The following is a 9729-nucleotide window of genomic DNA, read 5'->3' as shown; positions in this document are numbered from 1 at the left end:
TGGGAAAACGGTTGGCCGCGAGGCGCTAAAAGATTCGTTTGTCGGTGCGTTCGACGGCGGATGCTTTTTGGCATCTCGGTCGCCAGTACACGGCAGTGTACGATGCAATCATCTTCGACAACGACGGTGTGCTGGTGAGCCTCGTGGAGGTCGCCGTACTCGAACGCGCGGCCCGCGAAGCGTTCGTCGACTGCGGCGTTAACGACCCGCACGCAGACCACGTGGCGGCGATGACCCTCGGCGTCACGCCCGACGGTCTGACGGACGTCGCCGACGCCTACGGCCTCGACGCGGAGACGATCTTCGCCGCCCGCGACCGCTGTGCTTCGCGGGCACAGCAGGCGGAGATTCGCGCCGGACGGAAGGCGCTGTACGACGACTTCGACGTGGTTCGCTCGCTCGACCACCCGCTCGGCATCGTCTCCTCGAACCAGCAGGCGACGGTCGACTTCGTCCTCTCTCACTTCGACGTGGAACACCTCTTCGAGACGGCGTACGGCCGCGAACCCATCCCCGAGAGCGTCGCGCGAAAGAAGCCGAACACCTACTACGTCGACAGAGCCCTCGCGGACCTCGGCACCGAGAACGCGCTGTTCGTCGGCGACAGCGGCACCGACGTGCTCGCGGCGCACAACGCCGGACTCGACTCGGCGTTCATCCGTCGCGAACACCGCGCGGGCTACCCCCTCGACGTCGAGCCGACGTACGAGATCGAGTCGCTCGCCGGACTGCTCGACATCGACGGCGTGGCGGTCAGCGGCGACAGTGTCAGCGACGCACCGACGCCGTCTGTCGAAGCCGAGACGGAGACCACGGCCGACTCCGACGGAGGAACCGGCGCGTGAGCGGCCGCGAGACGACGCTCCCGCCGATCGGTCTCGGCACGATGGGACTCGACAGCGAGTCGGGCGTCGAGAGCGTCCGCACCGCGCTCGACGTGGGCTACCGACACCTCGACACGGCGCAGATTTACGACAACGAGGACGTGGTCGGAAAGGGACTCGCCGAGAGCGACGTCCCGCGCGAGGACGTCGTCGTCGCGACGAAAGTGTGGGCCGACAAACTCGGCTACGACGACGTGCTGTCGAGCACGACCGGAAGCCTCCAGCGTTTGGGTGTCGACTACGCGGACCTGCTGTACGTCCACCGACCTATCGACGCGTACGATCCCGAGCGGACGCTCGCCGCGTTCGACGAACTCCGCGACGCAGGCCGAATCCGACACGTCGGCGTGAGCAACTTCACTCTCTCTGAACTCGACGAGGCGCTCGACCTGCTGGATACGCCGCTTTTTGCCCACCAGACCGAGTTGCATCCGCTGTTCTACTCGCCCAAACTCGTTTCCCACGCGCAGGAAAACGACTACTATCTCGTCGCGTACTCGCCGCTGGCCGCCGGGAAAGTGTTCGAGGTGTCGGAACTCTCGGAGGTCGCCGAGAAGCACAATACCGACGAGGCAGCAGTCAGCATCGCGTGGCTGGCCGGGAAGGAGAACGTGGTTACGATTCCGAAGGCGAGCGGCGAAGAGCACATGCGGGCGAACCTCGCGGCCGTCGACCTCGATCTGGACGACGAGGACGTGGCGAAGATAAAGTCGATAGAGCGCGAGGAAGAGCTGTTTCCGGAGTGAGTCGATGGGCGACGAACGCGAGGAAACCGGTGCACCAACCCGCGAGTACGAGAAACTCGTTCGCGACGACATTCCCCGAATCATCCGCGAGAGCGGTGAGCGCCCGGTGACGAACGTCGCCGACGGTGAGGAGTATCGGCGTCGACTCGCCGAGAAGTTGGTCGAGGAGGCCGAAGAGTTCGCCGAAAGTCGCGATACCGAGGAACTGGCCGACGTATGCGAAGTCGTCGACGCGATTCGGGAGGCTCTGGGCGTCGACGACGCGGAACTCGACCGTCTCCGACGGGAGAAGCGCGACGCTCGCGGCGGATTCGGGAGAGGAATCGTGCTGGAACGGGTCGAACCCGTCGATGGCACTGAATTCGACACCGACGCCCGCGAGCAGAACCCCTAACCGGGTTCGGACCCTACTTCGAGCCATGAGCGAACAACAGACAGACCTCCCCAAATCGGACGACGAGTGGCGCGAGCGACTGACCGAGGAGGAGTACGAAATCCTCCGCGAGAGCGGTACCGAACCCCGGTTCAGCGGCGAGCACGTCGACCGCGACGACGACGGCGTCTACAAGTGCGCCGGCTGCGGCGAGGTGCTGTTCGACTCAAAGACGAAGTACGACTCCTCCTGCGGGTGGCCGAGTTTCTACGCCGCCGACGAGGAGAAGATAACCAAGTTGGAGGACACCAGCCACGGGATGCGCCGCATCGAGGTTCGCTGCGCGAACTGCGACGGCCACCTCGGCCACGTCTTCTCGGACGGTCCCGAACCGACCGGCAAGCGGTTCTGTATCAACTCGGTCGCGCTCGAGTTCGAAGAGAGCGACTGAGCGAACTCCGCCGAAGAATTAGTTTCCGCCGCCCGCACCGAACCCGCTCGGGGGTTTCTGTCGTTCGACCCACTCGACCGACTGGCCCTCCGTCTCTCCGCGCGACTCCGCCTCCGGGCGTTGGGCCAGTGCTGTCGCGTCGGCGGCGGAGAACACCGCGCCGTCGTCGTGAAACAGTCCGTTGATGCGGCCCCGCTCGCGCTGTTTTCGCATGTACGCCGGTTTGAGCATCAGCTGCCAGAAGAAGTCGCCGTCGAGCGCGCTCTGGCGGATTATTGGCGCGAGCGAGGCGTAGTTCGGGCGGAGCGGCGAGCGCGGACTCCGGCGGAGTCGCTGCCACTCGGTGAGCCACACCGGTTTGCCGTGTGCGCGGGCGAACGTCACCGCGTCGCGGATCTCCCGCCGCGCCTGTTTCTCGGTCGGCGGGAGATTCATGTGGAACTGGTACACGTCGGGCTCAGGGTCCGAGAACTGCTTGTTGTACCGGATGTCCTTACAGCCGACGGTCAGCGGGACCGACGGGGCCGCCTCGTTCGCGACCCGAAGCATCTCGCGGACGAAGCTTAGTCGCGGTCCCCACTCGCCGGGTTCGTTCATGATTTCGAGCGCGAGAACGACGTCGGGATCGGTACAGCGATTCATGACCCATCGCGTGAAGTTTCGCGGTCCGTCCCACTTCCACGGCTGCCGAACCGTCGCACCGGCGGGCGATTTCAGTGCGGGAGCGTCGCCGGTCGCCCGGCGTCGCGCTTTGGTCGGTTGTCTGCCGATGCTCTCGAACAGAACCGGGAGGACTCGGATGCCCCGGTTCTCCGCGTGAAGCAGGAAGTCGTCGAACGCGTCCGCGAAGGCGCGGCGGTTCTCGCGCCAGCGGTGGTAGCTGAGGATGACGCGAACGGCGTCGAGGTTCAGTCGGTTGGCGTAGTCGAGGTCGCTCGCCGCCCGCGCCGAGTCGTAGCCCGCCCACGTCTGGTAGTGGTTGTGCGCGCGCGTCGGAAAGTAGATCGCGCCACGAACGCCCGTCAACGATGCCATCGGCGGGTCGTTTGTGGCGCAAGAGTAAAACCTCACCCCCCACGGGTTTCACTCTCGGCGTCGTATTCCCCGGTATGTTCACCGACATCGATACGTCTCTCTCGCGGAACGTCGTCGGGTGGTGGGTGCTCACCCTCGCGCTCGGAGCGACGCTCCTGTTCGTCGCCTACTCGTTCGTCGGGACGCTCGCGCTCGGACTGTTCGCCTACTACGGGACGCGTCCGATATACCGCCGCGTCAGGAACTGGACGTCCTCAGACGGTATCGCGGCCATCTCGACGCTACTCGTCACGCTGTTACCGCTGTTTCTCGTCGTCGGGGCCGTTGCCCTCGTCGGACTCAACGAACTGAGTTCGCTCATCAACGGGCAGTTACAGGGACTGTTACAGTACCTCCCCGGTAATCGGAACCCCGCGCAGTTGGCGTCGGTCGTCGAGCAACCGGGACGCGTCTTCGACGCCCTCCGCGGCGGCCAGTTGCAAGGGGTGCTCTCCGCCGGCGTCGGCGTGCTGGGTGCCGTCGCGAACGGGCTTCTCCACCTCTCGCTGGCGTTCGCCATCGGCTACTTCCTGCTCCGCGACGGTGATCAGGTCGCCAACTGGTTCCGCTCGGACGTTGCCGAGCCCGGGAGCGCGGCGTACGGCTACGCGACGGCCGTCGACAAGGACCTGGAGACGCTCTACTTCGGCAACATCCTGCTCATCTTCGTCGTCGCGGTGCTGGCGACAGGGGTCTACTACGGGTACAACGCCGTCGCCCCGGACCCGGTGACCGTCCCGGTGGCGGCGCTTCTCGCGCTCCTGACCGGGTTGGCGACGCTCGTCCCCATCGTCGTCGGGAAAATCGTCTACGTGCCGCTCGTGCTGGCGCTTCTCGTTCGGGCGTTTCAGGCGCCAGGCGACCTGCTCGTCTACCCGCTCGGCCTTCTCGTCGTCTCGTTTCTCCTCCTCGACATCCTCCCGCAGACGGTCCTCCGGCCGTACATCTCCGGGCGGAAGATTCACACCGGTCTCGTGATGTTCTCGTACATCATGGGGACGATGCTGTTCGGCTGGTACGGGCTGTTTCTCGGACCGCTCGTGTTAGTGCTGTCGCTGCAACTCGTTCGCATCGCCTTCTCCGAACTGCTCCACGGCGAGTCAGTGACGCCGGAGACGACGATGGACGCGCTGGGGTCGACCCCGGAGACGGGTCCAGAGACGGACGCGGAGGCCAGCGGCGAGTGACTGCGGGGGAGAACGTCCGACCGTCGGGCGCGTACAGAGGTTCAAGCCCATCAATGACGTACGGTAACATATGACTGTAGGCCAACGCTCGGTGCGGCAGCGGACGGAACGGCGGCGCACGCACACCGCTCGTCGGTCAGAACGCCTACAGCAGGCGGAACTCGTCCGACTCCGCGAAGAGGTCGGGTGGTTGCGACGAGCGGTCGAGGCGTCCGACAGCCGTCTCGCCGGACAGTGCGTCCACTGCGACGGCGTCCTCCGAGTCGATTCCGACGTGCTCTCCTGCAGCGGCTGTAGCTACCGCCGGTATCTCTGACGGCGGCCCAGCTATTTCCGGATGCTCGCAGTATTCGCCGTATGGCTCTCGACCCCTACGTGGTCACGCTCACCATCCTCGGCGTCGCGATGCTCGGAGTCGCCGTCCTCCCGCGAATCATCTCCGAGCGCGCAATCTCGTTGCCGATGTTCTACGTCGCGCTGGGCGCGATAGTCTTCTCACTCCCGCTCGGCCTCCCGAACCCGAACCCGCTGGAGTACGGCACCGTCGCGGAGAAACTCGCCGAACTCGGCGTCATCCTCGCGTTGATGAGCGCCGGGCTGAAACTCGACCGCGCGCCGACTCTCAGGGGATGGGCGTCGACGTGGCGGCTGCTCGTCGTCACGATGCCGCTGTCTATCGCCGCCGCCGCGTTTCTCGGGTGGGGCGTCGCCGGCTTCGCAATCCCGACGGCCGCGCTGCTCGGGGCGGTGATCGCGCCGACAGACCCCGTACTCGCGTCGGAGGTGCAGGTCGAACCGCCGGGCGAGGGCGACGAGGCCGATATGGCCGAAGGGCAACCGGGGAAAGCCGACGAGGTTCGGTTCGCGCTCACCTCCGAGGCGGGCCTCAACGACAGCTTCGCCTTCCCCTTCACCTACCTCGCCATCGCTCTCGCTGCGAAGGGTCTCGCACCCGAGAACTGGTTCGGCGACTGGCTCGCCGTTGACGTCGCCTACCGAATCGTCGTGGGGCTGCTCGGCGGCGTAGTCGTCGGCTACCTCCTCGCGACGCTCGTCTTCCGCGTCACCGCCAAGACGCGACTCGCCCAGAGCGTCGAGGGTCTCGAAGCGCTCGGCGGGACGCTCGTCGCCTACGGCGTGACCGAGTTGGTCGACGGGTACGGCTTCCTCGCCGTCTTCGTCGCAGCGCTGGTGCTTCGGGGCGTCGAGCGGCGCCACGACTACAACGAGACGCTCCACAGCGTCGCCGAGAAGGGCGAACAGGCGCTGATGACGGTCGTCATGGTGCTGTTCGGCGGCGCGCTCGTTACGGGGCTGCTCGACCCGCTCACGCTCGTCGACGTCGCCGTCGCGCTGGCGATCGTCCTCGTCGTCCGCCCCGTCGCCGGCGTCGTCGGCCTCCTAGGCTTCAGCCGCGACTGGCGCGAGCGCGCCGCCATCGCGTTCTTCGGTATCCGCGGCATTGGGTCGTTCTACTACCTCGCGTACGCGCTGAACAGCGCCGCGTTCCCCGGGGCGCCGAGGCTGTGGGCACTCGTCGGCTGTATCGTCCTCTTCTCCGTCGTCGTCCACGGCGTGACGGCGACGCCGGCCGTCGATTGGGTTTCGGACCGCATCGACGAGCGCAATCATGATGCGCGCGCCGAGGAACAGGCGGCGTGACGAATCGCTCGAATTGACTGATTTCTGCCCTGTTACTTACGTATCTGGGAGCCGTATCTTGTCACATGGCATACAAAAACCCCTCCGATGGAAAGAAAGGCGGAAGCACACTCGGCCGACTCAATCTGCTGTCGCTCATCGCGCAGGCGGGACTGGCGTGGAAGCGCGGCAACATGAAACGCGCGGGACTACTCCTTGGCGCCGCCACCGTCGCGCGAAAGAGCAGAAAACTCTCGTACGCGATACAAGGGCTACTGACGCTCGACAGTCTCCGCAAGCGGATGAAGTAACCGAGCGTCGACCGTCGCCGCGGCATGATCCTCCTCGTCTGCGGGCCGCCGGGGGCCGGCAAAACGACCGTCGCGACGCGGGCCGCCGAGCGACTGGCGGCGGCGGGCGCGCCGTTCGAGGTGCTGCACTCGGACGACTTCTCGCGGCGGACGTACGAACGACTGTACGACCGCGTCGTCGAGCGCCCCGATGCGGATTGGCTACTCGACGGAACGTTCTATCACCGCGAGTGGGAGGAGCGGTTTCTGCAACTGCCAAACGCCCGTCTCGTCCACGTGACCGCGTCGCTGCAGACGTGTCTGGAGCGGAACTGCGCCCGCGAGAACGGCATCGACGAACGGGGTGTCTACGTCGTCCACGCCGAGTTCGACGAACCTGGGGCAGACGCCGACTTGACCCTCGACATCGACGAACTCGACGCCGACGAGGCGGCCGACGCGCTCGTCGATGCAGTCCGGCGGTGGCGCAGCGACGGCGACGGCTGACTCGGACGGGGTCAGTGACCGCCGACGGTCGGCGCCCGCGCGACACGACTCGGCGTTCGGGACGGGACCGTCGGCCACCCGTCCTCCCACACCATCCGGTCGAGCATCGGCACCCGGCGCGGCACCGCTCTCGACCACGCCCATGGGTTCGCCCGCTCGTACGCGTGGTAGAGCGTCCACCAGTCCCCGCTGTCGTCGACGACGACGGCGTTGTGGCCGGGCGCAGCGAAGGTGTCGTCGCCGCGGAGAATCGTCGTCCCCGGCGCTTCGAGCAGCGACTCCCCGACCCTGTTGCGGTACGGTCCCCGAAGCGAGTCCGCGCGGCTGACGACGACGTGATACGTGCTCTCGGCTCCGTCACAGCAGGTTCCGCGCGAGCCGAAGAAGTAGTACCGGCCGTTCCGCCGGACGACGTACGGCGCCTCAACGCCGTCGCCTGCAATATGAAACGGGTCGCCCGCGACCGACAGGCCGTTCGGCGTCAGCTGGACGCCGTAGATTCCGCGGTGGCTCCCGAAGAAGAGATACGGCGTACCATTCTCCACGTACGGGCAGGGGTCGATGGTGTTTGGGAGACCGATGTCGTCACTCTGCAGCACCTTTCCCCGGTCTTCGAACGGCCCGGCGGGTGTCTCGGAGGCGGAGGCGCCGATGGCCGGGTTTTCGTCGCCGAACCGCGTGAGCGAGTAGTAGAGAACGTACCGTCCGCCGATTCGCCTCACGTCCGGCGCCCAGAGACCGAAATTTTTCGACCTTCGCCACGCCGGAATCCGCCGGAGCGCCTCGCCGACGTACTCCCAACGGACGAGGTTACCGGAGCTGAGTATCGGAATCAGCCGCCGCGGTCGGGGACTGCTCCAGTCGTTGTACGTCCCGTAGGCGTAGAACGCCCCGTCGTCGTCGCGGACGACCGCCGGGTCGGCGAAGACGCGGTCGTAGACGGGGTTCCGGTACGTCGACCGCACGCCTCCGAAGGTGGCATCGGCGTCGACGGCATCGGCATTGACGTCGACACCGCCGATGTCGACCCCGCTCACCCCACAGAAACCGGCGAGCACCGAACCGCTCCGGTGAAGCAGCGTGCGTCGGAACACGTGTCAGCGAACGAGCGGCGGCAGCAAAGTTGTTCGGCGAACGGCCTCGACGCGAGACTGTCTCCGCGAACGGAATCGGTACTCGACACTCGGCTCAGGGTGCGTCCGCGCCGAGATTCTCGTACGATTCCAGCGTTTCGGGGTCGAGCGAGTAGTAGCGTTCCCACGCGGGCGCGAGGCTGACGACTCGCGTCTCGTCGACCGACCCCTCGGCGTGGCGGTGGTAGTGGCCGACGAGGCAGAGTTCCGGCGAGAGCGCCCGCAGCACCTCGTCGACCGGGTCGCAGCCGACGTCGCGGCCGCGTATTCGGAAGACGCCGTGCGGCGCCTGGTGGCAGAGCACCACGTCCGCGTCGCCGAGTGCCCTCGCGCACTCGATATCCTCGCTGACGAAGTGTCGGCGGCGCTCGCCGCGCAGTTCGACGCGCGGCCTGTCGTACTGCGTCGGTGCGTACGTCCCGGAGAGGCCGACGACGCGCAGGCCGTCGAGTTCGACCGCGGTGCTCGCCAGCAGGTGCGGCCGCGACGCGGTGAGCGAGGTGTCGCCGCGACGCATCGACTCGATGACGTCGAACGCCTCGTTGTTGCCGCCGACGAACCACGTCGGAACCGGGAGGTCGTAGTGGTGCAGGTCACCGAGCTGCAGCGCCGTTTCCGCCTCGACGGCCGGATTCTCTCGCGCGGCGCGGTAGGCAGCCAACAGCGCGCGGCGTTTCGCCGGGTCGTCGGCGTGGGCGTCTCCGAGAACGAGCATCGAAGTCGTGTCCTCCGGTGACCGTCGAAAATCCGTTTGCGGGGGCGCAGCATTCGGTCTCTACTCGCCGCCGTAGTCGGCGTGCAGGCGAATCTTCTCGTCGGTCACGCTGTCGATGGCGTCGCATCGGAGCGGGTACGTCTCCGCCTTCGACGGCCCCCATCCCAGTCGCCGTTTCGACTCGTCGTCGATGTCGCGGTCGGGTTCGACGTAGGCGGTTCCGTCCTCCACGTCGGCGACGAAGCCGACGTGCTCGCCAGTTCCGTCGAGGAGCGGTTTACCCTCGTCGTCGATCAGATCTGTAGACATGGCGTGGGAGGGAACGACGCCGAGTCGCGTATAGGTGTGGTCGGGTGAACCCGACGGCGGGCGCTCCCCTTCGGAGTCCCAGCTAACGCTGTTAGACCCCGAGACGAACCGTTCCTTCGGTGATGTCGCCGACGTGGCGGTCCCGAGGCGGTGTACCTCCTGGCTGACTGTGCCATCCCAGTTCAGTTCGTCGAGGATATTCGGGTCGGCGTCGGGTTCGATTTCGACGTACGGGTCGCCGTTCTCGACGCGTTCGGCCGTCCCGAGTTCGTTCCCGCTCTGCGAGAGCACGCGTTTTCCGACGTGCTTGTCGTGAAGTTCGCGACAATCGTGGCAGCGTTCGGCGGCCAGCCCCGAAGCTGTTGAGCCTACAAACTCGCAGTGGGTCGACGGGCGCGGCTCAGTTTGCGACGCGCCGC

General features: G+C 66.5%; 13 protein-coding genes. 9 read left to right on the top strand and 4 right to left on the bottom strand.

The window, feature by feature from the left end; all coding sequences use genetic code 11:
* Nucleotides 1-95: 95 nt before the first annotated feature.
* From LAQ58_RS02845 to msrB, 4 genes are read left to right on the top strand one after another with little or no spacing between them, the layout of a single operon-like run.
* Entirely contained in the window at nt 96-845 is a 750-nt protein-coding gene (locus LAQ58_RS02845) for an HAD family hydrolase (RefSeq protein WP_224449118.1), read from the top strand.
* A complete protein-coding gene (locus LAQ58_RS02840; RefSeq protein ID WP_224449117.1) occupies nt 842-1630 on the top strand; it encodes an aldo/keto reductase in 789 nt (262 codons plus the stop codon). The genes LAQ58_RS02845 and LAQ58_RS02840 overlap by 4 nt, the downstream gene beginning before the upstream one ends.
* A 4-nt stretch (nt 1631-1634) precedes the next feature.
* Nucleotides 1635-2024: a nucleoside triphosphate pyrophosphohydrolase gene (locus tag LAQ58_RS02835; protein ID WP_224449116.1), complete on the top strand. Its 390-nt coding sequence runs from the start codon at nt 1635-1637 to the stop codon at nt 2022-2024.
* A gap of 25 nt (nt 2025-2049) precedes the next feature.
* Nucleotides 2050-2454 (top strand): peptide-methionine (R)-S-oxide reductase MsrB, encoded by a 405-nt coding sequence (gene msrB, locus LAQ58_RS02830; RefSeq protein ID WP_224449115.1) that lies wholly within the window; start codon nt 2050-2052, stop codon nt 2452-2454.
* 18 nt (nt 2455-2472) lie between these two features.
* Here the strand turns inward: msrB and LAQ58_RS02825 are convergent, their stop codons facing one another.
* Nucleotides 2473-3489 (bottom strand): glycoside hydrolase 5 family protein, encoded by a 1017-nt coding sequence (locus LAQ58_RS02825; RefSeq protein WP_224449114.1) that lies wholly within the window; start codon nt 3487-3489, stop codon nt 2473-2475.
* Between the two features lie 74 nt (nt 3490-3563).
* Between LAQ58_RS02825 and LAQ58_RS02820 the strand changes: the two genes are divergently transcribed.
* From LAQ58_RS02820 to LAQ58_RS02800, 5 genes are all read left to right on the top strand, one after another.
* Nucleotides 3564-4715, top strand: a complete 1152-nt coding sequence (locus tag LAQ58_RS02820) for an AI-2E family transporter (protein ID WP_224449113.1) — start codon at nt 3564-3566, stop codon at nt 4713-4715.
* Nucleotides 4716-4785: 70 nt separating this feature from the next.
* Entirely contained in the window at nt 4786-5031 is a 246-nt protein-coding gene (locus LAQ58_RS02815) for a hypothetical protein (RefSeq protein WP_224449112.1), read from the top strand.
* Nucleotides 5032-5072: 41 nt separating this feature from the next.
* Complete coding sequence (locus LAQ58_RS02810) at nt 5073-6377, top strand: cation:proton antiporter (RefSeq protein WP_224449111.1); 1305 nt, start codon at nt 5073-5075, stop codon at nt 6375-6377.
* A 65-nt stretch (nt 6378-6442) separates the two neighbouring features.
* The gene (locus tag LAQ58_RS02805; RefSeq protein WP_224449110.1) at nt 6443-6667 is read left to right on the top strand and encodes a hypothetical protein; all 225 of its coding nucleotides are present in this window, start codon (nt 6443-6445) and stop codon (nt 6665-6667) included.
* 24 nt (nt 6668-6691) lie between these two features.
* Nucleotides 6692-7153, top strand: a complete 462-nt coding sequence (locus tag LAQ58_RS02800) for an AAA family ATPase (RefSeq protein ID WP_224449109.1) — start codon at nt 6692-6694, stop codon at nt 7151-7153.
* Nucleotides 7154-7164: 11 nt separating this feature from the next.
* Here the strand turns inward: LAQ58_RS02800 and LAQ58_RS02795 are convergent, their stop codons facing one another.
* The 3 genes from LAQ58_RS02795 to LAQ58_RS02785 form a co-directional block, all read right to left on the bottom strand.
* Complete coding sequence (locus LAQ58_RS02795; RefSeq protein WP_224449108.1) at nt 7165-8247, bottom strand: family 43 glycosylhydrolase; 1083 nt, start codon at nt 8245-8247, stop codon at nt 7165-7167.
* Between the two features lie 94 nt (nt 8248-8341).
* Nucleotides 8342-9001, bottom strand: coding sequence for a metallophosphoesterase family protein (locus LAQ58_RS02790; protein WP_224449107.1), 660 nt, complete (start codon nt 8999-9001; stop codon nt 8342-8344).
* 60 nt (nt 9002-9061) lie between these two features.
* A complete protein-coding gene (locus LAQ58_RS02785; protein WP_224449106.1) occupies nt 9062-9601 on the bottom strand; it encodes a hypothetical protein in 540 nt (179 codons plus the stop codon).
* Nucleotides 9602-9729 lie beyond the last annotated feature (128 nt).

This window comes from Haloprofundus salilacus (assembly GCF_020150815.1).
GTDB classification, from domain to species: Archaea; Halobacteriota; Halobacteria; order Halobacteriales; family Haloferacaceae; genus Haloprofundus; species Haloprofundus salilacus.
The sequence above is the reverse complement of the archived record's forward strand: the minus strand, read 5'-3'. Positions and strand labels throughout refer to the sequence as shown.

Coding starts and splice junctions, on each gene's coding strand:
- LAQ58_RS02800 (WP_224449109.1), top strand. CDS start 6,692: ATGATCCTCCTCGTCTGCGGGCCGCCGGGGGCCGGCAAAACGACCGTC.
- LAQ58_RS02820 (WP_224449113.1), top strand. CDS start 3,564: ATGTTCACCGACATCGATACGTCTCTCTCGCGGAACGTCGTCGGGTGG.
- LAQ58_RS02835 (WP_224449116.1), top strand. CDS start 1,635: ATGGGCGACGAACGCGAGGAAACCGGTGCACCAACCCGCGAGTACGAG.
- msrB (WP_224449115.1), top strand. CDS start 2,050: ATGAGCGAACAACAGACAGACCTCCCCAAATCGGACGACGAGTGGCGC.
- LAQ58_RS02790 (WP_224449107.1), bottom strand. CDS start 9,001: ATGCTCGTTCTCGGAGACGCCCACGCCGACGACCCGGCGAAACGCCGC.
- LAQ58_RS02825 (WP_224449114.1), bottom strand. CDS start 3,489: ATGGCATCGTTGACGGGCGTTCGTGGCGCGATCTACTTTCCGACGCGC.
- LAQ58_RS02810 (WP_224449111.1), top strand. CDS start 5,073: ATGGCTCTCGACCCCTACGTGGTCACGCTCACCATCCTCGGCGTCGCG.
- LAQ58_RS02805 (WP_224449110.1), top strand. CDS start 6,443: ATGGCATACAAAAACCCCTCCGATGGAAAGAAAGGCGGAAGCACACTC.
- LAQ58_RS02815 (WP_224449112.1), top strand. CDS start 4,786: ATGACTGTAGGCCAACGCTCGGTGCGGCAGCGGACGGAACGGCGGCGC.